The following is a 26,054-nucleotide window of genomic DNA, read 5'->3' as shown; positions in this document are numbered from 1 at the left end:
AGGTCTCCTTTTAAATAAAATCAACAAGAAAGGGGGAAAAAATGACTAAACAGAGGGCCTTAGTAATTTCAGACGATCCTGCAAGAAAAGAGTATCTATTTAATGAGCTGAAAAGTAGAGGTTTTTATCCAGTTTCTTATCTGAACATATTTGCATACAGAAAAGCAGTGGAATCTGATGATTTTAAAATTATTGTAGCGGACTTATCCATGCCCATTGAACCCAAATTAGATGTTATTAACAGAGGGGCAAAAAAAGACCCACGACCACGATTAATTACAATTGGTAAATACGAATATTTAAAGACCCTACAAGTTCCTCTTGACCCCAATGTAGAGACATTAAAGACCTTAAAAGAATTTTCTACCATAATGAATGATTAATCTGGTTTAATAAACTCACTTATTTAACCCATTGAAAAGAAAAAAAATTTTTGGCTAAGAAAAGGGGAGGTTTACATTTTTTGTTTTTTAGTTTATAATCTAAACAGAAAGGGGTGAAGTTCATAATGGTATCAAAAAAAAGAATTGGGTTCGCAGGTACAGATGGAAGGACATATCTGTCTGCATATACTGTATCCACTGCTATCAGTGATTTATACAAAGGAAGTTACACAGGGGTTGTAATAAGAGGTACTTCATCTATGCCTGAATTTGCAAAACTCCAAAACATACCTATTGAATTTATTGAAACTAAGGATAACAGTGTTGGAAGTTACTCCCTAGCCATAGAGAAGGGATTAAAAGATAGAAAATTAGACTATGTGGTTCCATTGCCAGAGGCCCTCCTCTTTAATGGTTTAGTAGATATGCTGGACAAAAAAGGATTTGGAGATAAGATAGTTGGATTAACCAAAGAATTTGCATTTATAGAAGGAGATAAGGCAAAGTGCAAAGAAGTATGTAAAGACATGAATATTCCTGTGGCAGATAAATGGTGTGTAGTAGATGCCAGATCCTATAAGGATGTTTTATCTACTTCTCTTGACTATATTCATGAATTTGGTGGAGCAGTACTTAAATATCCTTATAGCGCTGGGGGAAAAGGCGCAAGGGTAATCTTAAATACATGGGAGATAAATGATGTCTATTCCACATTAATGAAAGATTATAAGAAAAATTATAAAAAAATGTTCGGGAATTCTATGTGGCCTCTTTTAATTGAATCCCGCATGTCGGGCGTTGAAATCAGTTTTACTATATTTGTGGACAAAAATGGCAATTACCAAGTACTCCCTACAGCCATGGACTATCCAGAGAGATTTGAAGGCACATCTGATAAGACCAATCCAATTACTGGAGGTATGGGAGCAATATCCCCTCATCCTTTTGAGTCAGAAGAATTAATAGACATGGCTAAAAAAACTATAGCAGCTCCACTTGTTAAGTATCTAATGAAAAATGGCGGGCTTAGGCCCTGCATTTTGTATCCTGGATGTTTTGTCTCTTTTAAACTAAATGGAGAAGGAAAGCTTAAGCCTACCAAAATAAGGGTATGTGAAATTAACATAAGGGCAGGAGAACCTGAATTCCAGGCAGTAGTAAAAAGGGTTAGGAATTTAGGTCACCTTATTGAAGCCATGTTTAAAGGAAATTTAAATGAAATAGAACCTGAAGTACGAGATGACCAAATCTGTATTTGTATAGCCCTGGTCACAGGGCCAGGTGGACCAGATGGTCAAAAGGGATATCCATGGAGTGTAACTAAATTTGAGCCTGTGGAAATTGACTTTGATTATTTTAAGAAAAAGGGTATACAACTGGTTCCATCTGGTATGGGATTTTCAAAAGAAAAGGGATTTTTTTCTGACGGCACTAGAATAATTTACATGGTTGCAAATGGACAGGTAAAAGATAATACATCAAGAAGTGTTGTAGCAGAAAGGCTAAGGAGCAAACTGCTTAATGCCTATGACCTAGGAAAAGTTAGGGTAATTCCAAGGGAGGATCCAAAGGGAAATAGACTGGATCTCAGACGGGATATTGGAATCCAATACCAGATAGCTGAAAAAATGGGATTGTAGTTATATGTTGATTGCTAATTTCTCATTATTTATAAAGAGAACAAATATATTTTAGGAGGATCTATCTTTTAAATCAAGAAAAAATAAATTTTAAAAATTAGATCCTTAATAAAAGGAGTTTATTGTTTTTTTTGTATTGGTGCTCGGTTAAAACAGGAATGATTATCTTACTCGAGTGGCACGTTTCTTTTTTATGTCTTTATTTTGGTATAGGATTTGCATAAATAAAACGTTTTGAAATAACATTAGAAATTCCGAATGTAGGAACCTATATTTAAATTGGCTTGATTCCCCTAAAATATTAATGTCAAAAATTAGTTAAATTCAGGTAAGGGGTTTAAGGGTTATTTAACAAATAATCAAAAGAGAGAGGAGGTATTTTATGAAAAAGCTTTGGTTAATTGGGTTTATTTTGTGTTTATTAACATCTTCAGCTTTTGGTGGAATGCATGACAGATTTGAACAGGGAGGAAAGGCAACAGGTTTGGCAGGGGCCTATGCAGCTTATGCGAACGATGTTTATGCTATGTACTTTAATCCAGCAGGCCTAACGCAGTTAAAAGGTCCCCAATTCGCTGTTGGTGTTTTGTTTGCCAATCTCCATTTAGAACAAAGAGACTTTACTGTGGAAAAGGGAGGTGAAATTATAGCTGGTCCAGTAGATTATGAAGATAGTACAGATGTTTTAGAGGACACTTCCCCGGCCATAGGATTCGGTATGCCCATAAATGATAGGATCGCTGCAGGCATTCTTGTAAATGTTCCCTTTGGAGTTAGAGCTGCTTGGAATGAGAAGCCTTCTTTAACTGAAAATCCTGGCGCCTATAATGCTTTTAAATCGTGGCATTATAGGGTAGCTGTTACCCCCACTGTAGCATTTAAGGTAAACCGCAAATTATCTCTTGGATTTGGAATTTCTATTGGATATGGCGTAGCTGGCACTTACTTACATTCCTATCCAATGCGTGAATTGCTTACTAGTCTGGGGGGGACTGGTAATGTTAGGGAGGAAGTAGAAGCAACTGATACAAGTAATTATTCATTTAATTTTGGACTAATGTATAAGATAAATAAAAAATTGACTTTTGGTCTAACCTACAGGGGAATGTCTCATATGGTTTTTAGTGGAGAATTAAAATTAAAAAACATATCTCCTACTGATAAGGCCATATTAGCTCAGTTGGGAATCAATAAATATAAGACAGATGTAAACATATTGGGTCTTCACTTTCCAAGACAGGTACAAATGGGCCTTAGATATGCGCCTAATTCAAGGTTCTCTATTGAGGGCGACTTAGTGTGGACCCAGTGGTCAATTAATGATACCCAGGTTGTTGAAATAAAAGATCCTGTGTTTCAAAGTGCCCTTGGAGGGTCTAAAATTTATTCAGATAGGGACTGGAAGGATACAACAGAATGGAAAATAGGTGTAGAATGGAAGGCCACAGATATTTTAACTTTGAGGGCGGGATATTTTTATGCGCCTACTGCTGTACCTGACTACACTTATGACCTGGTATGGCCAGATTCAGATAAACATATTTATACCATTGGAGCAGGTATCCAATTAAACAAAAAATGGCATATAGATGGGGCAATTGAATATGCAACTATAGAACAGGATAATAGAATGATTGCGGGCGAGAGCAATAATTTAAACCAAAGTTTTATGACAGGTATGGTACCTAACGAACCTGAAGCCAGGGTATCTGTTGAGGAAAAAGGATATTTTATTGCCTATTCCATTAGTGTAACATATAATTTTTAAGAATGACAAATGAATTTGTTTTGGTCATATTGACATTAAAAGCCAATTTGACTTGTTTTTAAAATAATATAATATTTCTTTGCAATTAAACAATGTTTATGTTTAAAAATAAGACGTAGTTACCTAATTAAATGTTTATGTATATTATATATTTTTACTGTTCGTCATAAGTATTTAATATTGGAGTCAATTGATATTTTATGTGGTTTTGGTATAGAAAATGCTAGTTAAAATACAAAAAAGTATTTGGCTCATTGTTTTGAATAGAGAAAAGTTGTTTATAGGTTGTTAAGTAAAAGAGAAGGTTTTTGGGAGGGAGATGTAGATACCCTCCCATATCAAAAATAAAGAGCTGATAATTATTGGAACTGTGCGCTCGGTCAAAATTGCCTATTTAAAGTAAAAGGTGGAAGGTTAAAATTTAGCTTTGAGGTAAATCTCGCTATACACAGGACATATTTCAGTAGTTACATAAAAATAAATTTCGTGAAAATTTTTTAATTTAAAAAGAAGAGAATTAACCAAAAATAAATTGAATTCAGGGTTTAGGGTTGTTTAACTTCAAGACTAAAAAGTTTAAATAGGAGGGGGAGAAGATGGAAAAGAGCACCTATAGTAAAGAAATGGAAAAGAGTGTTGAACAGTTAGAAAAAGAACAAAAATGGTGGTTTGTTGCAGAGAAAAAACGTTCAAAACGTCTGGATTACTTGAGAAAGGCGGTATGGAAGAAAGGAGCAATAGGAGGAGTCTATGCACCGGGTATTAAAATTGACCTGGAATTTCCAAGGCTCTTTACTGAGGCCTGGAAAGAAAATGAGGATGACCCTATTATGTTAAAAAAAGCTAAGGCCTTGGCTCATGTATGGGAAAATACCCCTATTTTTATTACAGACCATGCCCAGCTTGTGGGATATCTTGGAAGTGCTCCTCATACAATAGTATGGCATTGGCAATCTGGAAGTATAGTTAACGAAGAAGTTTATAATGAACAAGGGATTATCCCAGAACCTGAAGAAGAATCATTAAAATTAATGGCAGAATTAAATGATTATTGGGCCGGCAAGGCAGCCCTCGATCTTGTAACTAAGGCACTTGATCCAGAGGATGCAGTAAAATTTATGAGTGGTGCCATAGGTTGGGGGACCCCTTCCTCAGCAGTAACTTATGCTACGCGCGACTATCCCTGGCTCTTTAAAATGGGTTTTGAAGGGATAATGGATATGATAGATGAGCAGGTCGAGAAGGCCAGAAATAAATTAAAGGAATCACCCCATCCTGACCAACTGCCCCTTTATGACAAATTCCATAGATGGGAAGCCATGCAGATTGTGTTGGATGCTGCTATTACTTATGCAGAGAGATATGCAAGACTTGCTAGAATTATTGCTGAAAATTTTGAGACTGACCCCACACGGAAGGAAGAGCTACTCAGGATAGCAGAGACCTGTGAACGTGTCCCAGCCAAGCCACCAAGGAATCTGCAGGAATCCCTTCAATTTGACTTATTTGTGAATATTTTAAACAGATATGAGGCCTTTGAAGGTGCATGGCCAAACAGACCTGATTATAACCATGGACCATATTATGAAAAGGATGTAGAGATTGATAAGCGTTTGACAGAAGAAGAGGCCATTGAGCTTGTTGGTGAATACATGATCAGGACTTATGAGGTTGGAATTTTTCAGCCAAGGTGGGGACGGGAAGGTATTCAGGGGATTACAGGTACCTGGGTGTGGACAATAGGTGGAGTAGATGAAGACGGGAAGGATGCATGTAATGGAATGACCATGGCGCTTTTGAAGGCAGCAAGGTTGGTTCGTGTTGCCAACCCCACATTTTCTTTTAGATGGCATCCAGCAGTAAAAGATGAGGTTATGCGTGAGGTATTTGAATGTATTAGACACGGCCTTGGATATCCGAATTTGCGTAATGACCCAGTCCTTATTCAGAACGGGATGTATTGGCATGGACATCCCTTAAAAGAAATGCGACTCTGGGTAAATCAGGCCTGTATGTCTCCTTGTCCTCAGACAAAATATGGATGCCAGCCTTTCCGTATGGCATCTTGTACGGCAAATACAGCTAAAATCATAGAGTACACCCTTTTTGATGGTTATGATCCAGTTGTTAACATGCAGATGGGTCCAAAAACTGGTGATCCCAGGACATTTAAGACCTATGAAGAGTTTTATGAGGCATGGAAGAAACAGATGAGATGGTTGATGGACATCTTAATCCGTACTGTATGCTTTGGACGGGTTAAAGATCCTGAGTTCTTCTCTAGGCCATTTTTGTCAGCCTGTTATGAACGTGCAGTAGAAACAGGAACAGACGCAGTAGACCCATTCAATGGAGAGCGTGGAAATACGTGGATTACTTGGTTTACATGGGTTGAGAATGTAGATAGTCTCGCAGCTATTAAGAAATTAATTTATGAAGAGAAGAAATACACAATGGATGAGCTACTTACAGCCCTAGAGGCCAATTGGGAAGGCTATGAAGAGATGCGTCTTGATTTTGTGAAGAATGCTCCAAAGTGGGGTAATGATGATGATTATGTAGACAGCATTATGGTACAGTGTCTAAAGGATATTTGTGAGCATTCATGGGAGATTAAAGGTCCAGAAGGGAGGCCATTTCCACCACTTCCAGAAAACGTAAGTGGTAATATCCATTATGCCAATGTAGTTGGAGCTTTACCAAATGGGCGCAGGAGAGGAGATGCATTGTATGATGGCGGAATATCCCCTGGACCAGGTCTGGATAAAAAAGGTCCAACAGCAGTGCTTAAATCATGCGGAAAAATAGACCATGTGACCATGGGGCGAGCTTTCCTCTTAAATCAGAGACTGTCTCCAACTCAGTTAGCTGGAGAAAAAGGATTTAAGCTCTTTAAGGCCTATGTGAAGACCTGGGCAGATTTGGGTAATGACCACGTACAGTTCAATATGGTAGATGATGCTACCCTTCGTGCAGCTCAAAGGGATCCAGAAAAATATCAGGAAGTAATTGTACGTGTGGCAGGATATAGTGCCCACTTTGTAGATATTAGCCGTAAAACACAAGATAATATTATTCAAAGGACGATTCAGGAATTAGGTAAATAAAAAATTTAACCCCGACCATTTAGGTCGGGGTTAAATTTTTTAGGACTAGTACCAGCCAACACCGATATTGTTTTATTATTGCATCATAAAATTTGTTTTTATTTCAGACTCATTTTTTTGTAAAGGAAGAATTTTACTTAATTTCTGTATATGTCCCATAATGATGCCGCCTTAATATTAAATTTGAAAAACAATTCCTCTATACTGATTTTAAAATACCGAACATCCGTTAATTGAGAACATATTGTCATTAAGAAGCCAAGTTGACTTATTTTTTTAATTGTCTATTTATTTCCAGTTATTGAACAGTGTTTTTAAATAAAAATCACGTCAACATTTCCGAATTTAATGTTTTTGTTTGTGAATAAAGTTGCCTTTTATATTTCAAAAGTCTTTAATTTTTGCATTGTTAAGTAATTGTTAGGTATTTATTCAAAAACAAACACCCTTGGTATGAATATTGTTTATCAGAATACCAGCACAAATTTGGGTTTTGGAGATTGGGATGCTAATCCCGACTTTGATAGTTAAAAAGTTTAAAAATCAATTATATTAGCATGTTATAATTTTAAAAATGAGGGAATTTTACCTACAAACCTTTAGAGTGATGGAAAGAGATATTTTTTCATTTCCTCTTCAGACATTATGTGTTTCATATTTTTTATTTTAAAAATTTCAAACATCTTACTTGCCAATTTATTATGTTTGGTTTTGAGATAATATTTCTTACCATTTATGTCTGTTTCTATTGCATTTATCTCTTTTAAAGCATTTATTATACCAGCTGAAGTAATTACCATGTCCTGAGTTTTTTTATTGTATTTTAATCTATGTTCTATATGTTTTAATAAAAAATAGGCTAAAAACGAGACTATAATATGACCTTTTATCCTTTTAGGAGTGTAATGATAAATAGGCCTTATATTCAAATCAGTCTTTAATTCTCTAAAAGCACTTTCAACGTTATATATTTGCTTATGGATTTTTATCACTTTTAGTGCTGGCATATTAACATCTGAACACGCCAAAGTATAATATCCGTCATATTTTTTATCTTCTTCTATTTTCTTTAAATTTAATCTATATCTAACTTTGCCACCATCACAATATTTTTCTATATATTTTTCTTTACCTTTTATTTTATTTTTTTGAAGCTTTTTTATAACTTTATTAATTAATTTATCTCTTTCTTTTTTGTCTTTTAATGTCCTTTTATCTGAATATGTAGCTACTATTTTATGATTTAATTCAATCTCTTGATAACTTTTTGAAGTCTTTACCTTTCTTTTTTCTAGGACCTCAAATTCCTTATATGCATAGACTCCTTCTTTCTCATTATATGTTATAACTTCATATCCTTCTTTATCTAATATTTTATCTTGGATTTTAGTATTTTTGAACTTATATCCTACTATATATTCATATCCCCTTTTTTTAATCTCCTTTAAATTCAAAGAATTACTTATACCCCTATCGGCAACTACGATTATTTTTTCTAATTTATACTTCTTTTTTAGCCTATCAAGACTGTCCAACAACGTCTTACTTTCTGCTTTATTTCCTTCATATATATCAAAACTTATAGGAAATCCATCAGAATCTATCAATAATGAGAGAACTATCTGAACTTCATTATTTTTATGATCTTTACTTAAACCATATTTCCTTAATTCATCTTCTTTTTTACTCTCAAAATATAATGTAGTTACATCAAAAAAACATACTTTTAATTCCCTATCTATTAATTTTAAACTCCTGTGAAATAAATATTCTTCTAATTCCTCTTTGCATTCTTCTAACATATCTAAAGTTTTGTATAAATCCTGAAGAGATAATTCTTCATTAAGATATAAAAACATATCTTTATTATTAAAATACCCTAACTTAGATAACTCGCTTACTAACAATCTGTTTATCACCAAAGTAAAAACCGTTTTTACAAAATCAAAAGCAACTCTTCTTTTTTTTAATAGACTCGAAAAAAAATTACCCAATTTATATTTATTCCAGATTTCTTTAATAATAATATAAGAATAATTTTTAATACAAGCCTCTTGAGTGTTAATTTTATCAATAGAAGTAAAAACATTTTGGGCATAGAGTTCGAACAATTTTTCAAAAGCAGGAAACATAAGATGGAGCTTGTCGGCCCTACCGAGATTAGCCACGGTTTTATGTCTAACTTTATTATCTTCAGTTCTATAAGAATAAACAATGCGAACATATTCATAGCCTTTGACCTTAGAAACTTTAAGGAACATACTCCCCCCTTTAGTTAGACTGCATAGATATGTTAATAAATTCTTTATTTTTAGTCAATAAAAAAGTATTAATATTGTAAAGTTAGGACTACAAAATTTTTTGATAAAAAATATATGTAACTGATCTGATTAAACTTTTATAAAAAAATACCCCCAAATTCCACTAATTTCCTACTCTAACTGTCAAAGTCGGGAGACTCATTTTTTTGTAAAGGAAGAATTTTACTTAATTTCTGTATATGTCCCATAATGATGCCGCCTTAATATTAAATTTGAAAAACAATTCCTCTATACTGATTTTAAAATACCGAACATCCGTTAATTGAGAACATATTGTCATTAAGAAGCCAAGTTGACTTATTTTTTTAATTGTCTATTTATTTCCAGTTATTGAACAGTGTTTTTAAATAAAAATCACGTCAACATTTCCGAATTTAATGTTTTTGTTTGTGAATAAAGTTGCCTTTTATATTTCAAAAGTCTTTAATTTTTGCATTGTTAAGTAATTGTTAGGTATTTATTCAAAAACAAACACCCTTGGTATGAATATTGTTTATCAGAATACCAGCACAAATTTGGGTTTTGGAGATTGGGATGCTAATGGATGAGAAAGGTAAAGGGTAATAAATAAAAAATAAAAGGAGGTAAAAGGATGACCATCTGTAAGAAATGTAAGAATTTTTTTCCATTGGAAGATGATTCTTCAACAGGTGATTGTGTTATGAGAGTAGTTGACCCTCGCCAGGCATATTACAAAACACAGCCTGTAGAAGCTAATAAAGATGCGTCTGGTTGTCCATCTTTTCAGAAGAAATAGTTATCTTAAGGTTATTATTTCTTTTAAATTAAAAATTAAATTAGGAGGTTAAAAATGGAAAGGAGCTTGCATTGTAAGGAAATGGAAAAGAGTGTAGAAGAGCTTGAAAAAGAACAAAAATGGTGGTTTGTTGCAGAGAAAAAACGTTCAAAACGTCTGGATTACTTGAGAAAGGCAGTATGGAAAAAGGGGGCTCTTGGGGGCGTATACACACCTGGACTTAAAATTGACTTGGAATTTCCTAAACTCTTTACTGAAGCCTGGAAAGAAAATGAGGATGACCCCATTATGTTAAAAAAGGCTAAGGCCTTAGCCCATGTATGGGAAAATATTCCTATTTTTATTACAGACCATGCCCAGCTTGTGGGATATCTTGGTAGTGCCCCCCACACAATGGTATGGCACTGGCAGTCTGGAAGTATGATAAATGAAGAGGTTTATAATGAACCTGGAATAATTCCTGAGCCTGAAGAAGAAAACTTAAAGCTTATAGCAGAATTAAATGATTATTGGGCAGGAAAGGCAGCGCTTGACTTGCTAACAAAAGCACTTGATCCTGAGGATGCAGTAAAGTTTATGAGTGGTGCCATAGGTTGGGGTACCCCTTCTTCAGCAGTAACTTATTCAACACGCGACTATCCTTGGCTTTTTAAAATGGGTTTTGAAGGAATAATGGATATGATAGATGAGCAGGTTGAGAAGGCCAGAAATAAATTAAAGGAATCACCTCATCCTGACCAATTACCTCTTTATGATAAGTTTCATAGATGGGAAGCCATGCAGATTGTGCTGGATGCTGCTATTACTTATGCAGAAAGATATGCAAGGCTTGCTAGAATTATTGCTGAGAATTTTGAAAGTGATCCTAAACGGAAGGAAGAGCTGCTCAGGATAGCAGAAACCTGTGAGCGTGTACCAGCCAAGCCACCAAGGAATCTGCAGGAATCCCTACAATTTGACTTATTTGTGAATATCTTAAGTAGATATGAGACCTTTGAAGGTGCATGGCCTGCTAGACCTGACTATAACCATGGACCATATTATGAAAAGGATGTAGAGATTGATAAGCGTATAACAGAGGAAGAGGCCATTGAACTTGTTGGTGAATACATGATCAGGACTTATGAAGTGGGTGTCTTTACACCGAGGTGGACACGGGAAGGTCTCCAGGGTATAGTAGGTACCTGGGTGTGGACAATAGGTGGAGTAGATGAAGACGGGAAGGATGCATGTAATGGAATGACCATGGCACTTTTAAAGGCTGCAAGGCTGGTTCGTGTGGCCAACCCCACATTTTCTTTTAGATGGCATCCAGCAGTAAAAGATGAGGTTATGCGTGAGGTATTTGAATGTATTAGACACGGTCTTGGATATCCTAATTTGCGTAATGACCCAATCCTTATAGAAAATGGAATGTACTGGCATGGACATCCAGTAAAAGAAATGCGACTCTGGGTAAATCAGGCCTGTATGTCTCCCTGTCCTCCGACAAAATATGGATGCCAGCCTTTTCGGATGGCCTCTTGTACAGCAAATACAGCTAAGATTATAGAATATACTCTTTTTAATGGTTATGATCCTGTTGTTAACATGCAGATGGGTCCAAAAACTGGTGATCCCAGGACATTTAAGACCTATGAAGAGTTTTATGAGGCATGGAAGAAACAGATGAGGTGGTTAATGGACATCTTAATCCGTACTGTTTCGTTTGGTAGAGTAAAGGATCCTGAGTTCTTCTCTAGGCCATTTTTGTCAGCCTGTTATGAGCGCGCAGTAGAAACAGGTACAGACGCAGTAGATCCATTCAATGGAGAACGTGGAAATACCTGGATTACCTGGTTTACTTGGGTAGAGAATGTAGACAGTTTAGCAGCTATTAAAAAACTAATTTATGAAGAAAAGAAATACACAATGGACGAGCTTCTCACCGCCTTAGAGGCTAATTGGGAAGGCTATGAAGAGATGCGTCTTGATTTTGTGAAGAATGCTCCAAAATGGGGTAATGATGATGATTATGTAGATAGCATTATGGTACAGTGTCTAAAGGATATTTGTGAGCATTCCTGGGAGATCAAAGGTCCAGAAGGCAAACCATTTCCACCACTTCCAGAAAACGTAAGTGGTAATATCCATTATGCAAACGTAGTTGGTGCTTTACCAAACGGGCGCAGGAGAGGAGATGCATTGTATGATGGCGGAGTATCCCCTGGACCAGGTCTGGATAAAAAAGGTCCAACAGCAGTGCTTAAATCATGCGGAAAAATAGACCATGTGACCATGGGTCGTGCTTTCCTCTTAAATCAGAGGCTTTCTCCAACTCAGCTTGCTGGAGAAAAGGGATTTAAGCTCTTTAAGGCCTATGTGAAGACCTGGGCAGATTTGGGTAATGACCACGTACAGTTCAATATGGTAGATGATGCTACCCTTCGTGCAGCTCAAAGGGATCCAGAGAAGTATCAGGAAGTGATTGTACGTGTTGCAGGATATAGTGCCCACTTTGTAGATATTAGTCGTAAGACCCAAGACAATATTATTCAAAGGACTATTCAGGAATTGGGTAAATAAAAGCTTTAAACCCCGATCCTTTAGGTCGGGGTTTAATTTATAAAGTTGCTAACCTATGGAGGAGGAAGAAGATGAAATGTCCAGCATGTGGATATGAGGCACAAGTAAAACAATTTAGATATTTATATAATCCCAAGATAGATGATAGTTTGTCCCTCAGGCAATGTCCCAAGTGTATGGAATGGATAGGAACAGATGAGTTAAAGGGTGAGGCAGTACGTATTGTAAAACCAGGTGATCATGTGTGGGATAAATCAGCAGGCTTAAATGAGTAAATTGACAGTCAGTCAGTAACAAAAAGGAGGGAGAAGATGATAAGAAGAAGAAGACGTCAAAAAGATGATACTTGGGAAAAGATGCGGCAGCAGATGGTGTCAACTTTATCAAAGCCAAAAGGAGTAGAAGGGCGGGAAATTGTACCAGAGAAGGCCTGTGGTAAATGTAAGCATTTTTCAGAGAACGCATGGGCATCTGATGGGAGGGGGTTCTGTGCTGTATTGAAGGTTGGGAGTGACTTAAATGCAGAGCCACCTGTATTTGTAACAGAGGGTGATGCAGGTATGATGACAATGTTCAATATGGATGCATCTAAGTGCAAATATTATGAGGAATTAGAACTTATTGATACAGATGGTGCAGAATGTGCAGATCCTCAGTACAGACGAGCCCAGAGACAGATGGAAAAAGCTGTGAAAAAATAAGGTTGATTCTTAATTGTATTTAAAAGGACTTCTAGGTCTTGAGGTCTAGAAGTCCTTTTAAGGAAAAGATTTTCCTCAAGAGAGAAGTGAAATAAAGAAAATCACAATATTAGTGTTCCTTTATTTTGACAGGTTTAAAATATTCAATATCTAAAATATTTCCATATCTTTCTTTTCTCCATACTGCTTCTACTCTGTCACCAATTTTGATATGTTTATTTACAACATCAATATTAGTTAAGTCAAATCCTCCGACCATATGAATAAAAGAGCAGTCAGTTCCATCTAATCTAATAGATGCTACTATATAGGGAGGTTCTATTGGCATATTATAATATTCATAGTTAACTAAGACCCAACTTTCTAAAATTCCCTGTTGAGAAATCTCCACCCATTCGTCAATCTCCACAAAACATCTTGGACAAAAACCCCTGGCAGGGACAAGGACACGCTTGCATTTGGGACATCTTGTACCCAAAATCTTTTTATTTTTAAATCCCTGAAAAAATCTATGCCATATAGGTCCAAAGGAAAGGTTATATATTAAAGTAGCTTCTTGTTCTATTATTGGATTTCCTTTTTTATCAAAGGTAATCATGTTATCCTCCTGATGTATTATAGGCAAATCTGACTTTTTATAAATTTTTAAATTGGTTCAAAAAAGGCTATATCAAGGAGATGTCCTTTTCTGTTTTCTTTCCACCTTGCTTGAACCTTTATACCTGGTTTTAATTTTTGATATTCAGATGGCTTTATACCTCCTATTAAATGAAGAAAATTGCAATCTGTCCCCTCTAATCTGATTAGACCAACAATGTAAGGAACATTTAACGAAGCACCGTGAATTGGCTGGTTTACAATTGTCCATGATACAATCTTTCCTAGCTGTGAAACTTCTTGGTAATCTCCCATTTCTACATAACAGACAGGACAAAAAGATCTAGGTGGAACCAAGGTCATATTACATTTTGGACAAGTGTTACCAATGATTTTCTTTTCTTTTAACGCCTCATAGAATTTAAAGAAAACAGGTCCAACTGAAAATTTAAATGGTAATTTTACTTCACTATATAAGGTGCCATAATGTTTATCCATCTTTTTCCTCCTAATGATTTTTTACTCTGAACCCACAATCATCACTCCATTAAATTGACTTATTCCTCCCATTGCATGTGCAAAAGCGAGTTTTGCTCCATCTATTTGATGAGAACCTGCTCTTCCCAATACCTGTAAAGATGCCTCGGCCACTCTCACAAGACCTGTGGCACCAATTGGATTTGTACACAAGACTCCTCCTGAAGGATCACAGGGGAGTTCTCCATCTCTTGAAAAAGTTCCTTTGAGTGTATCATCAGCGGCTTTACCAGGCTCAGAAAAACCAAAACATTCCAAAAAGGCAAGTTCCAGATAAGTAAAAGGATTATAAATTTCAGCAACATCCAGTTCTTTTCTGGGATTTGTAATGCCTGCCATTTTATAAGCTTCCTTTGCAGCTTCAATTGCACTTTGCCATCTAACTTTATCACTATCACCAAACCAATATTCATCCCCTCTATACCCAACACCTTTAATCCAGGCTGCATCTCTGCCTAATCTCTTAACCATTTCTTCTGAGGCAAAGATTAGCGCACAGGCCCCATCAGAGTTAGGACACACATCCCAGAGTCTAATTGGATAGACAACTACCTTTGCATTCTCGATCTCTTCAACACTCAGCTCCTTTTTAATATGAGCAAAAGGATTATCTAAGGCATCTTTATGGTGATCATAAGAGAGTTTGGTAGCCGCCTCTCTCGCCTTTTTATCAGGTATATTGTACCTGTGTGACCATTGATGGGATTGAAGGGCAAAAACTCCTGGAGCACCAGATAAAAAGTAACGGAGATAAAAAGGTTCAGCTACTGTAGTCATTGTGGCCTGGCTATCTCCCTCATGCATTTTTTCACTGCCCACTACCATGATTAAATCAGCCATACCTGAGGCCACCCAATAATATCCAGTTAATGCTAAGGATACCCCAGTGGAACCACAGGTTTCTGTCTTTAAAATTGGTTTTCCCACTGCACACAAGGCGTCTGCTAGATATAAATGATTTAAAGCTACACCTTCCATCATTGAGGGCATGGTTCCAAATACAATCCCCTCAATATCTTCTGGCGTAATATTGGCGTCTTTAAGTGCAGCAACTACCGCCTCTCTGACTAAATCAGGATAAGTAATCTCAGAACGATTTCCATGTTTGGTTTGACCAATCCCTATTATACCAACTCTTCTGGCCATATTAATTCCTCCTTAATTATTATGCTCCCAAAATAAGCACTGAATGACATTGTCCTGCAAAACCATGCACTCCATGGGCCAGTCCTTTTTTAACTGGTTTATCCACTTGATGTTCCCCAGCTTCTCCTCTGATCTGGAGTGCAACTTCAGCTGCACGGATCAATCCCCGTGTTACATAGGGATTATTTGCCAAAGTTCCTCCTGAGGGATTAACAGGTAGTTCACCATCCATTTGAGTTGTTCCACTTTGAAGAAATTTTGCCCCCTGTCCTGGTTCACAAAATCCCAGTTCTTCATACCAAAGTAACTCTTGAAAAGCATAGGGCTCGCAAATTTCTGCCAAATCGATCTCTTTTAGTGGGTCTTTTATATTGGCCATTTGGTAAGCCATTTTTGCTGCATTAGTAAGTTGCCCTTTTAGTAAGTCCCTATCTCCTAAATAAAATCTGTCCATTGCTGTTCCAAAACCCATGATCCATACAGGTTTTTTTGTCAATTTTTTAGCTTTTTCTTCTGAAGCCAATAACAATGCCACAATTCCCTCAGATTTAGGTCCACATTCCATCTTTTTTAAAGGTGTATACACATATCCAGAGTTCATAACATCTTCAATTGTTACTTTACCCTTTTTATGGGCATATGGATTTCTTAGCGCATTTCCTAAATTTTTGACCACCACAGCAGCACAATCTTCTTCACTTGCATTAGTAGAATTTAGATACATCTGCATTTGCAGCGCTGCAGCTATACTTTCATTTAATCCAATTTGTCTTTGATAAAATGGGTCAGTAAAGTAATGGGTAATATAATCATTTTCAGGATTTTCAGAGCCCTTACAAATTCCAACAACAAGGGCTGTATCATAGTGACCCGAGGCTATTCTCAAGGTAGCATACCACAGGGCAAAGAGAGATTCTCCGTCCTGGCGTGATCCATTTTTTAAAAAAGCAGCACCAGAGTCCCAATAATATGCGTTGGCACAGGAAACTCCTCCATGAAAAACATCTGAAGCTGCACTCACCACAGTCCCAATGTCCTCTCTGGACAGTCCCGCCTTGTCCATGACCTCTTTACACACTCCAAATACCTGATTTAAAAGATTTTCAGGCGACTCCGTGCCTGGTCTTATGGCTATTTCCACAATTCCTACTTTTCGCATTATCCTCCTCCTTTGGATAACCTGTTAAAATAAATTATGAAAATTTTTTTAATGGAAATTTGTCCTTAAACTCTTTGGCAAGTTCAATAAAAAAATTAATAGAATCAGGATTAGATAGAGCATCAAGATTTACTGCCCTATTTAAAGGGAAGCCCATTAAAATCTTTTTAACTGGTACTTCCATCTTTTTTCCATTTAATGTATAGGGGATAGCAGGAACCTGGATTATATTGTCAGGCACATGTCTGGGAGTGAAGCTTTCCCGAATTTTTGAATTAATTTTTTTCTTTAAGTGATTATCTAAGGTAAGACCATTTTTTAAAACCACAAATAATGGAATATGGTAATCACCACCTTCTAACTCCAGGCCCACAACAAGACTATCAACCACTTCCTCAATATCTTCCACTACCCTGTATATTTCTGCTGTCCCTATTCTAATTCCTTTACGATTTAAAGTGGAATCTGATCTTCCGTATATTATCGCTGTTCCCCGTTGAGTTATTTTTACCCAGTCTCCGTGACGCCACACTCCTGGATAGACATTAAAATAGCTTTCTATATATTTTTTATTCTCAGGATCATTCCAGAAGTAAATTGGCATTGAAGGCATGGGCTCAGTTATTACTAATTCTCCCACTTGATCTATAATTGAATTTCCTGCTTCATCAAATGCCTCAGCCTTAACTCCTAAACAGCGACACTGGAGCTCCCCTGCATATACAGGTAGCAGAGGACATCCTCCCAAAAATGCTGTACACACATCCGTACCGCCGCTTGCCGAGGCCAGCCATACATCTTGTTTAACATTGTCATATACCCATTTAAAACCCTCAGGAGGGAGTGGAGACGCAGTAGAACCAATAGAAATTAAATCTTTTAAATCGTATGATTTTTGTGGAATGAGCCCTTGTTTCATACATGTGGTAATATAACCAGCAGATGTACCAAATACATTCATTTTGGTCTTTTCAGCAAAGTCCCATAGCACATTTAAGTCAGGATAGGCAGGACTACCATCATATAAGATGATAGTACTTCCAAGTAGCAGACCCCCAATCAAGAAATTCCACATCATCCAACCAGTAGTTGTGTACCAAAAAAACCTCGTTGAAGGCTTTAAATCTACATGAAAACCTAAGACCTTAAAAAGTTCCAATAAGATCCCACCATGGGAGTGGACTATTGCCTTGGGAGGTCCAGTAGTTCCAGAGGAATAAAGGACCCACAGGGGAAAATCAAAGGAAACTGGATGAAAAAAGGGATCTGCTCCCTTTTTAATGAGATCATCCCAAAGCCTGACATTTCCCCTGTCTAATTTTGCCTTGTGGTTAAGATATGGAACCAATACTGTTATTTCTAAAGAATCCAATGCATTTTGCAGTTGCTTTACAATAGAAATTTTCTCAAAGGCCTTTCCCCCATACCTATACCCGTCCACTGCAAAAAGCACCTTGGGCTCTATTTGTTTAAATCTATCAATTATACTCTTAGCCCCAAAATCAGGAGAACAGCTAGACCAGATTGCTCCAATACTAGCACAGGCCAAAAAGGCAATAACTGTTTCAGGAATATTTGGCATAAAGGCCGCCACCCTATCCCCAGGTTCAACTCCCATCTCCTTTAGGGCGAGTGAAAGGGCGCCAACCTGTTGTTTTAACTCTTCCCATGATATTTCCTTTAATGAAGAAATTTCAGATTTAAAAATCATACAGGGGGTATTTAGGTGTGACTTTTCAAAGACCTGCTGGGCAAAATTAATTTCAGCGCCTTCAAACCATTTTGTTCCAGGCATTTTTCTATTTTTAAGAATATGTTGCCATGGTTTATGAGCCTTTACTTTAAAATAGTTCCAAATAGATTCCCAGAATTCTTCTATATTTGTCACAGACCATTTCCAACAATCTTGGTAGTCTTTAAACTCCACACCCTTGGTATCCTTTAGCCATTTCATATAATGGGTCAGGTTTGATTCTTGTTTTAACTCATCTGAGGGCTCCCAAAGAAGAGCGCCTTCAACAATTTGGTTTTGATTCATAATTTCCCTCTCTTTTTGACAACTTTATTAAGTTATGTAAAAAGTGTTTGCCAATAATATCAAAAATTATCCCTACTTAAGATAGTTTAAGAATTTCTCTAGCCACAATCAGACGCCTTATTTCAGAAGTTCCAGCACCAATGGTCATTAACTTGGCATCTCTCATTAACCGCTGAACAGGGAATTCTAGAGTATAGCCGTAGCCTCCGTGTATTTGGACAGCCTCTGAAGCAACATAATTACACATCTCACCAGCATAGAGGACAGAGGCTGCAGCCTTTTTATGGAGTTCTCGATGACCTTTCTTTTTTTTGTCAGTGGCAAAACGAGCTACATGATAAGAAAATATACGACTACTTTCTATTTGCGTATACATATCAGCCAATTTGGACTGAATGAGTTGAAAATTTCCAATTGGTTTTCCAAATTGGACTCTCTCTTTTGCATATTTTACGGAATGGTCAAATGCACCCTGGGCAAGTCCAATTGCGAGTCCTGAAAAAAATACCCTCTCAATATCTAGTCCAGACATCATTACTGCCACGCCTTGGTTTTCCTTGCCCAACAAATTTTCCTTGGGAACAACACACTTATCAAAAAAGAGCTCACCAGTTGGAGAGCCCCTCATTCCCATTTTTTCAAGGGTTCTGGAAACAGAAAATCCTGGAAATTCCTTCTCAACTATAAATGCACTTATCCCCTTTGATCCTAACTCAGGTCTTGTTTTGGCATATACAACAAGGATATCAGCAATAGGACCATTTGTGATAAATGTCTTGGAACCTTCTAAGAGGTAGCAATTCTCTTTAAAGGTCGCTTTTGTACTAATAGATACAGCATCAGAACCAGCACCTGGCTCAGTTAATGCCATGGCACCAATCTTGTCTCCAGAACATAAGGGTGGAAGATATTTCTGTCTCTGTTCCTCTGTTCCATTTCTATAGATATTATCAGCACACAAAATAGCATGTGCCCCATAGGACAGGGCTACTGCAGGAGAAATTCTTGAGATTTCTTCAACCACGATTAAAGCTGATAAGATATCCATCCCAGCTCCACCATATTTTTGCGGTATGGTAATGCCTAAAAGTCCCAACTCTCCCATTTGTTTAAAAATATCATCAGGAAATTTATCAGTCCTATCAATTTCCTCTGCAATTGGACCAAGATAATCCCTGGCCCATTCATACACACTGCTCTTTAACAAGTGATGTTCCTTTTCCATAAAATAGACATCCATTAATGACCTCCTTTCAACCTGTTAAGTTTAAAAGAAATATTGAAAGGGCGCACGTTCAGTTGTTCCCACCTTTTCTTACACCTCCTTGTGCATACAGCACAAATTGATAATTTCATAACAATTCAGTCTCTAGAATTTTCAAAATTTCAATATTATAATTAGGAATAGCTATATTATATGATAATAGAATTAAAAAGTAAAGACTAAAAAAAATATAGTAAAATTGATTCTTTTTTATAAAATGATTTGTCCATTGTTTGTAATTCTAGTTTTTTCAAAGGACTAAGTTAACCAAATGAAGAGTCTTATTTAATTTATATTGATTTCTAAAAAATTAAGATTGCAACTGGTGACAAAAAAGTTTAAAAACTTACTTATGTTGGTACTATTTTCAACTCTAAATTGGTAAGTAACTTTATTAAGTAACTTTATAAAGTGTGTACAGAATAAAAAATGTATATAGCGAGACAATTTGAAATAACAGACATTTGTAAACTAAGGGAAATCGCACACCTATTGGCAAAAAAAAGCTCATTAATTGGTCATGGAAAGTATCTTTTACAAGGAGGGCTTGGAACAGGGAAAACAACATTTGTCAGATTCTTTGTTGAAATGTTGCCTGGCTCAGAGCTAGCAGAAGTAAGTAGCCCCAGTTTCAATTTATTTAATATCTATCCCACTAAACCAGAGGTAATTCATGTTGACTTATATAGGTGTGTGGATTTAGAAGAAGAAGTTCTGGAATATCTTTCTTCTCCTGATAATATTGTGTTTGTGGAGTGGTGTGAAAGACTACCTAAAGTTTATTGGCCCTTGGAACATCTATTAATTGAATTTAAATTCAAAGCAAAGAGAAGATTTATGGAGATTAAACTCAAAGGATCTAAATTTTTCCCATTGTTAGATTTTTTAGATAAAAAGGAAAAATTTGTTCGAGGATAGCAAGTTATAAAAAATATCGGTTGAAATAAAAGGGAAAAAAGGAGTGAGGCAACCCATGAAAATTATAGTACAAAAATTTGGGGGAACTTCAGTCGCTGGACTTGAGAGGATGAAACAAGTAAAGGCCAAGGTGGAGAAAAAATTAAAAAAAGGGTATAAAATTGTAGTTGTGCTATCCGCAATGGCAGGGGAAACTGACAGATTAATAAAACTGGCAATGGAATTTTCTAAAAAGCCAGATCCAGCTGAAATGGATGTATTGTTAACAACAGGAGAACAGGTAGCTGTAGCCCTTTTTTCTTTACTCTTGAAAGATGCAGGCATAAAGGCCAGATCTTTATTGGGATTTCAGATCCCAATTCACACTGACAAGGCCTATGGTAAGGCAAGGATACTCGATATAGACACAGATAAACTTCTTGAATTATTAAAGACAAATGATGTTTTAGTTGTGGCAGGGTTTCAAGGATGCGATTTTCAGCAAAATCTAACAACCCTGGGAAGGGGTGGTTCTGATACCTCTGCAGTGGCATTGGCAGCTGCCTTAAATGCAGAAATTTGTGAAATATATACAGATGTAGATGGTGTCTATACAACAGATCCCAATGTGTGTTCCAAAGCGAGAAAGCTTTCCAAGATTGCTTATGATGAGATGTTGGAGATGGCGTCAATGGGTGCTAAGGTACTACAGATAAGGTCTGTAGAATTTGCCAAAAAATACAACGTGCCAATACATGTTAGATCTACTTTTTCAGATGAGCCAGGCACGTTGGTTGTAAAGGAGGATGAAGTTATGGAATCAGTACTTGTGTCAGGAATAGCTTATGACAAAGATCAGGCAAGAATTACACTTACAGGGGTTTATGATGAACCTGGGATTGCTGCAGCTATTTTCGAGCCCCTTGCTAACCACAATATTGTTATAGATATGATAGTTCAGAACCCATCCCATGAAGGTAGAACTGATTTAACTTTTACTGTCAGCAGAAAGGAAATGGAGGATGCTATAAAAATAATAGAAAGAATTAAGGACGAGATTGGTGCAAAAGAGATATTATATGATAAAAATGTAGCAAAGGTCTCTGTTATTGGTGTTGGAATGAGAAACCATTCTGGAGTTGCAGCAATTGCATTTCGTGCATTAAAATCTGAAAATATAAATATTTTGATGATTAGCACATCAGAGATTAAGATATCCTGTTTAATTGAAGAAAAATACACAGAACTCGCTGTTAGAACATTGCATGAAGCATTTGGTCTGGACAAAGAACCCCAGATGGAGAGCCTATAATGGGAGAAAAAGTCTTTATTTATGATACTACCTTAAGGGACGGATCTCAGGCAGAAGAAGTCAATTTTTCCCCTGAAGACAAGATCAGAATTGCAAGAAAATTAGATGAAATTGGGATTGATTATATTGAAGGTGGATGGCCATCTTCTAATCCTACAGATGAAAACTTTTTTAAAGAAATCAAAAACTATGAATTCAAGCATTCAAAGATAGCTGCCTTTGGTAGCACACATCACCCAAAGCTGAATGTGAGTTCTGATGACTCCTTTAAAAAGGTCCTTGATGCCCAGACCGAGGTAATTACACTGGTTGGAAAATCCTGGGATATCCATGTAAAAGAGGCATTAAAAACCACCTTAGATAGAAATCTGGAAATAATTTATGACTCAATTAAAGCTGCCAAAAATAAGGCCAAAGAAGTATTTTTTGATGCAGAACATTTTTTTGATGGTTATAAGGAAAATAAAGAATATACAATGGCCTGCATAAAAAAGGCATATGAGGCTGGAAGTGACTGCATTGTGCTCTGTGATACAAATGGTGGATGCCTCACAATGGAGCTAAAGGAAATTATCGAGCAGGTATTAAAGGAATTTCCAGAGCCAGAGTATGGTATTCATGTCCATAATGATGCAGAACTCGCTGTTGCAAATTCTATTGTTGCAGTGAATCTTGGCATAAGACATGTGCAGGGCACAATTAATGGATATGGGGAGAGATGTGGAAATGCTAATCTATGCTCAATTATCCCAAATTTAGAGTTAAAAATGGGTCTTAAGTGCCTTCCTGAGGGCAATTTAAAAAAACTTACATCATTGTCCAGATTTGTTGCAGAAATTGCCAATCTCTCTCCTTTTAAAAGACAACCATATGTGGGAGAGTCTGCATTTGCACACAAAGGCGGCATACATGTTAGTGCTATTATGTCCAATCCAAGGACTTATGAACATATTCCACCTGAAAAGGTTGGAAACAGGCAACGGGTTTTACTCTCTGATCTTGCAGGCAAAAGTAATATAATCTTTAAGGCAAAACAATTTGGACTCAATCTAAAAAAGGAAGATCCAATTGTATTAGAACTATTGGAAGAGGTAAAAAATCTGGAGATGCTTGGTTATGAATTCTCTGTTGCTGAAGCATCCTTTGAGCTCCTTTTGTATAAAACATTGGGGAAGGTGAGAAAATATTATGAATTAATTGGTTTCAGGGTGCTTGATGCAAGGCAAAAGGAGATTGAAGAGCCAATATCAGAAGCAACTGTTATGGTGCGCGTTGGTGGAAAGCTTTCTCATACAGCTGCCACAGGTAAAGGACCAGTAAATGCCCTTGATAAAGCCTTAAGAAAAGCACTTGAAGGATTTTATCCCAACCTAGAGGAGATGAAACTTTTAGATTTCAAGGTTCGTGTACTCACACCAAAAGACCCAGAATTTGCTGGCACTGCGTCTATGGTCAGGGTATTTATTGAATCTGGAGACCAAAAACAAAGGTGGATTACTGTTGGTGTATCTTATAATATCATTGAAGCCAGTTGGAAGGCTTTACAAGACTCTGTAATTTATAAACTCTTTAAAGATGATAGGGAAAAGGGAAATGGGATATAGAGTTAAAATTACATACATATATCACAGTTCATTTTTTGTTGAATTTCCAGAATGCAATTTTTTATTTGATCTTCCCCATGGTGATCATTTACCTAAACTAGGTATAGATGTATTAAGAAAATCTTTTAATTCAAATCCCTTGTTTGTCTTTTTTTCACATTCCCATGATGATCATTTTAATCCAGATATAGAAGATATTATTACACCCTTTACATCTGAATACAAATTTATTATATCTTATGATATTTATGCAGATTATGCTTCTAGATTTGGAAATAATACGTATATATTGGAACCTGAAGATGAAGTAAATATAGATAACATAAAAATAAGGGCTTATGAAAGCAATGATCTTGGGAATGCTTATCTTATTTCATTTAAGGGAATAAACATCTATTATGGAGGAGACCTAGCTGAATGGATCTGGCCTGATACAAAAAATGAAGAAAAGGAATTTATAAAAAGCTATTTTGAAGAGATATTAAAGGAATTAAGATTACAGAAGATTCATATAGGTTTTTCAAATATGGATCCACGACTTAAAAACTTTGGTGGAGGGATAAAATTTTTACAAATGGTACAACCTGATTTATTTATTCCAATGCATACATTTGGAAGATACGATCACTTAATAAAACTTAAACAAATAGATATGCCCTTAGATAAAGAAATATTTATCTATTCAAAAATAGGGGATAAAATTGAGAAAGACATAGATGTATAGTTACTCATCAAAGTCCATTTTAACTTATATGGGAGGTAGCTTTACCTCCCATTACATGGTCCTAAAAAACATTCAAGAACTTTTAAGAGAAGCACCTGAAAAAGTAGATACTTCAATAATATTTATACTGGAAAAAGTATTAAAACAAAAAAGTCATGATACACAAAAACTTGCATCTATTTTATACAGAGAAGCAGCAAACTTGCTCAGAGATATATCAATAAAAACAAAAGATGCCAATAAAAAAAGACTTTCACTTAATATATTAAAGAGATATTCATTAAATATTATTGACCGCTCATCTCTTTCAGCTTCCCTTGCTTTGGGAACACTTCCATTAAAAATAAAAGGACCAAATATAAATTTAATTAAGATTTCAGATGATATTTTAAAAATAGAGCATGATATTTTATTTGCGAAACTTAAAGTGGAACCTATTTCCAGGACCAAAATGGGAAGGTCTTTTGTCTGGAAACTTAAAGATAGAAAAGAGTTACTCGTGTTTAAGTTTTCCAAGGACCAAGGGGATATACAGAACCTGCTACTTGAGATAAAATGGATTAAATTACTTAAAAATTGTGGGTGGAATCAGGTATTTGAAATACCAAGAGAGGTTGGTTTAAAGGGAAAATATCTCTTTTTGCTTAAGTCCTTCAAACTTCCATGTATCTGTTTTTTTGTGTCCCCAGATTATTTTTATTATCCCAATGGAGATGGTTCAAAAAACAATGTCCCAGAAGGGGAGTTTTTGAATATTATCTCGAAATGCGCCAACATTTTGGGAAGGCTAACTGCAAGCGGAATTATCCACACATCAGTAATCCCCTTATTTCACAACAGAACCCAGAGGACAAGACGAGATGATGGAGGAATATATTTGTGGGAGAGGGGTGGAAGGCTAGATAGGTGGCTAGATTCAGCCCTTTATCCAAATATTGGTAAATCAGGCATAAGGGATTTTGAACATCTAATTAGCTTTGATGGAGTAAATAAAAGAAGGCTATACACTGAAATAGGAAATCACATGTTATCATTTTTTCTCATTATTGGGAGCTATTTTAGGATGAAGTGTCCTGAAAAAAGGGGAATAAATCCAGATGGATCCTTTGTTGATGTAAGAAACCTATTTGACAAAGAACTTTTTAAAAAATCAATTGAACTTGTTGTAAAAAATTATTTTTCTGGATTCTGTGGTTATGTTTTAGAAGAATTAAATTTTACAAAGATGGATCAATTTGTTGAGAGATTAATTGATGAAATGGGAGTTGATAGATATTTGGATGAAATACTTAGAACAGCTGATCAATTAGAGATGGATGACAATGAATTTAAAAGATTTCTAAAAAATAAGGGTGTAACCGATGATGAGCTTGCCAAAATAAGAAAAGGGGAGAGGGATATTATCTTAAAAACAGGTCCCCATCTTGGAGAATTTAATGGCAGGATCTCTGTTCCTGAGCTAATCGATTTTATTGGAAGCACAGCAGCCTTAATGATCTCTTCAAAGTATATAAATGATCTATAATAGAGATGT

General features: G+C 36.1%; 20 protein-coding genes. 13 read left to right on the top strand and 7 right to left on the bottom strand.

What is annotated here, in order from left to right:
- Nucleotides 1–41 precede the first annotated feature (41 nt).
- The 4 genes from ACYQ1E_RS04980 (at nucleotide 42) to ACYQ1E_RS04965 (ending at nucleotide 6,898) form a co-directional block, all read left to right on the top strand.
- Nucleotides 42–383 (top strand): ANTAR domain-containing protein, encoded by a 342-nt coding sequence (locus ACYQ1E_RS04980; protein WP_459876018.1) that lies wholly within the window; start codon nucleotides 42–44, stop codon nucleotides 381–383.
- A gap of 125 nt (nucleotides 384–508) precedes the next feature.
- Complete coding sequence (locus ACYQ1E_RS04975) at nucleotides 509–2,023, top strand: hypothetical protein (RefSeq protein ID WP_459876015.1); 1,515 nt, start codon at nucleotides 509–511, stop codon at nucleotides 2,021–2,023.
- Between the two features lie 382 nt (nucleotides 2,024–2,405).
- Nucleotides 2,406–3,791 (top strand): OmpP1/FadL family transporter, encoded by a 1,386-nt coding sequence (locus ACYQ1E_RS04970; protein ID WP_459876013.1) that lies wholly within the window; start codon nucleotides 2,406–2,408, stop codon nucleotides 3,789–3,791.
- 596 nt (nucleotides 3,792–4,387) lie between these two features.
- Nucleotides 4,388–6,898: a pyruvate formate lyase family protein gene (locus ACYQ1E_RS04965; protein WP_459876010.1), complete on the top strand. Its 2,511-nt coding sequence runs from the start codon at nucleotides 4,388–4,390 to the stop codon at nucleotides 6,896–6,898.
- 599 nt (nucleotides 6,899–7,497) lie between these two features.
- On the opposite strand, the gene ACYQ1E_RS04960 is transcribed toward ACYQ1E_RS04965, so the two are convergent.
- A complete protein-coding gene (locus ACYQ1E_RS04960; RefSeq protein WP_459874985.1) occupies nucleotides 7,498–9,159 on the bottom strand; it encodes an IS1634 family transposase in 1,662 nt (553 codons plus the stop codon).
- Nucleotides 9,160–9,811: 652 nt separating this feature from the next.
- Between ACYQ1E_RS04960 and ACYQ1E_RS04955 the strand changes: the two genes are divergently transcribed.
- The 4 genes from ACYQ1E_RS04955 (at nucleotide 9,812) to ACYQ1E_RS04940 (ending at nucleotide 13,242) form a co-directional block, all read left to right on the top strand.
- A complete protein-coding gene (locus ACYQ1E_RS04955) occupies nucleotides 9,812–9,976 on the top strand; it encodes a benzylsuccinate synthase gamma subunit family protein (RefSeq protein ID WP_459876007.1) in 165 nt (54 codons plus the stop codon).
- A 54-nt stretch (nucleotides 9,977–10,030) separates the two neighbouring features.
- Nucleotides 10,031–12,541, top strand: coding sequence for a pyruvate formate lyase family protein (locus ACYQ1E_RS04950; RefSeq protein ID WP_459876004.1), 2,511 nt, complete (start codon nucleotides 10,031–10,033; stop codon nucleotides 12,539–12,541).
- 71 nt (nucleotides 12,542–12,612) lie between these two features.
- On the top strand, nucleotides 12,613–12,816 hold the full coding sequence (locus ACYQ1E_RS04945) for a hypothetical protein (protein WP_459876001.1): 204 nt from the start codon (nucleotides 12,613–12,615) through the stop codon (nucleotides 12,814–12,816).
- A 36-nt stretch (nucleotides 12,817–12,852) separates the two neighbouring features.
- Nucleotides 12,853–13,242, top strand: coding sequence for a hypothetical protein (locus tag ACYQ1E_RS04940; protein ID WP_459875999.1), 390 nt, complete (start codon nucleotides 12,853–12,855; stop codon nucleotides 13,240–13,242).
- Nucleotides 13,243–13,351: 109 nt separating this feature from the next.
- On the opposite strand, the gene ACYQ1E_RS04935 is transcribed toward ACYQ1E_RS04940, so the two are convergent.
- The 6 genes from ACYQ1E_RS04935 to ACYQ1E_RS04910 form a co-directional block, all read right to left on the bottom strand.
- Nucleotides 13,352–13,840, bottom strand: a complete 489-nt coding sequence (locus ACYQ1E_RS04935) for a Zn-ribbon domain-containing OB-fold protein (RefSeq protein ID WP_459875996.1) — start codon at nucleotides 13,838–13,840, stop codon at nucleotides 13,352–13,354.
- Nucleotides 13,841–13,887: 47 nt separating this feature from the next.
- On the bottom strand, nucleotides 13,888–14,337 hold the full coding sequence (locus ACYQ1E_RS04930; RefSeq protein ID WP_459875993.1) for a Zn-ribbon domain-containing OB-fold protein: 450 nt from the start codon (nucleotides 14,335–14,337) through the stop codon (nucleotides 13,888–13,890).
- A 21-nt stretch (nucleotides 14,338–14,358) separates the two neighbouring features.
- On the bottom strand, nucleotides 14,359–15,522 hold the full coding sequence (locus tag ACYQ1E_RS04925) for a thiolase C-terminal domain-containing protein (RefSeq protein ID WP_459875990.1): 1,164 nt from the start codon (nucleotides 15,520–15,522) through the stop codon (nucleotides 14,359–14,361).
- Nucleotides 15,523–15,541: 19 nt separating this feature from the next.
- Nucleotides 15,542–16,681, bottom strand: coding sequence for a thiolase family protein (locus tag ACYQ1E_RS04920; RefSeq protein ID WP_459875987.1), 1,140 nt, complete (start codon nucleotides 16,679–16,681; stop codon nucleotides 15,542–15,544).
- 34 nt (nucleotides 16,682–16,715) lie between these two features.
- Entirely contained in the window at nucleotides 16,716–18,719 is a 2,004-nt protein-coding gene (locus ACYQ1E_RS04915) for an acetoacetate--CoA ligase (RefSeq protein WP_459875984.1), read from the bottom strand.
- Nucleotides 18,720–18,795: 76 nt separating this feature from the next.
- Complete coding sequence (locus ACYQ1E_RS04910; RefSeq protein WP_459875982.1) at nucleotides 18,796–19,959, bottom strand: acyl-CoA dehydrogenase family protein; 1,164 nt, start codon at nucleotides 19,957–19,959, stop codon at nucleotides 18,796–18,798.
- Nucleotides 19,960–20,412: 453 nt separating this feature from the next.
- Here ACYQ1E_RS04910 and tsaE point away from each other — a divergent pair, with 453 nt between their 5' ends.
- The 5 genes from tsaE to ACYQ1E_RS04885 are packed head-to-tail and all read left to right on the top strand — an operon-like array spanning nucleotide 20,413 to nucleotide 26,045.
- Nucleotides 20,413–20,901: a tRNA (adenosine(37)-N6)-threonylcarbamoyltransferase complex ATPase subunit type 1 TsaE gene (tsaE, locus tag ACYQ1E_RS04905; RefSeq protein ID WP_459875979.1), complete on the top strand. Its 489-nt coding sequence runs from the start codon at nucleotides 20,413–20,415 to the stop codon at nucleotides 20,899–20,901.
- Nucleotides 20,902–20,956: 55 nt separating this feature from the next.
- On the top strand, nucleotides 20,957–22,192 hold the full coding sequence (locus ACYQ1E_RS04900; protein WP_459875977.1) for an aspartate kinase: 1,236 nt from the start codon (nucleotides 20,957–20,959) through the stop codon (nucleotides 22,190–22,192).
- Nucleotides 22,192–23,796 carry a citramalate synthase gene (gene cimA, locus ACYQ1E_RS04895; protein WP_459875974.1) on the top strand — a complete coding sequence of 535 codons (1,605 nt, stop codon included), beginning with the start codon at nucleotides 22,192–22,194 and terminating at the stop codon, nucleotides 23,794–23,796. The genes ACYQ1E_RS04900 and cimA overlap by 1 nt, the downstream gene beginning before the upstream one ends.
- Nucleotides 23,786–24,520: an MBL fold metallo-hydrolase gene (locus ACYQ1E_RS04890; protein ID WP_459875971.1), complete on the top strand. Its 735-nt coding sequence runs from the start codon at nucleotides 23,786–23,788 to the stop codon at nucleotides 24,518–24,520. The genes cimA and ACYQ1E_RS04890 overlap by 11 nt, the downstream gene beginning before the upstream one ends.
- Complete coding sequence (locus ACYQ1E_RS04885; protein ID WP_459875968.1) at nucleotides 24,513–26,045, top strand: SidJ-related pseudokinase; 1,533 nt, start codon at nucleotides 24,513–24,515, stop codon at nucleotides 26,043–26,045. Before ACYQ1E_RS04890 ends, ACYQ1E_RS04885 begins: the two co-directional genes overlap by 8 nt.
- Nucleotides 26,046–26,054 lie beyond the last annotated feature (9 nt).

The organism is Desulfothermus naphthae (assembly GCF_054657475.1).
The sequence above is the reverse complement of the archived record's forward strand: the minus strand, read 5'-3'. Positions and strand labels throughout refer to the sequence as shown.